Here is a 253-nt window from a genome sequence, read left to right as displayed (position 1 = left end):
AGTCAGTATCGCTGAATGTAGGGGTATGGCCTGCCGCGTAGAAGCGTGCACGCGCTTCTTCAACACTGACACGTTGCTTGCAGTTTTTGCACTTGGTGCTACCATAGCGCTGCATCGACATGGCAGAAGTGCCACCGACAGAACCACAACTGCCGCACACATAGCTTAAACGTGACTGAGAATTGACATAATCAGCATCCGTGAACGTTGGCGTATGTCCCCTGTCCGTAAAAATTCTGCGCACATCTTCAAG

Annotated in this window: 1 protein-coding gene; it reads right to left on the bottom strand. The window is 51.0% G+C overall.

Going from position 1 to position 253, the window contains the following annotated elements; translation table 11 throughout:
• A partial coding sequence (locus AC1RPG_RS08880) for a hypothetical protein (RefSeq protein ID WP_481762621.1) occupies positions 1-253 on the bottom strand: 253 nt, incomplete at both ends.

Source organism: Dellaglioa sp. CoH-57-MRSF-18, assembly GCF_056781995.1.
The sequence above is the reverse complement of the archived record's forward strand: the minus strand, read 5'-3'. Positions and strand labels throughout refer to the sequence as shown.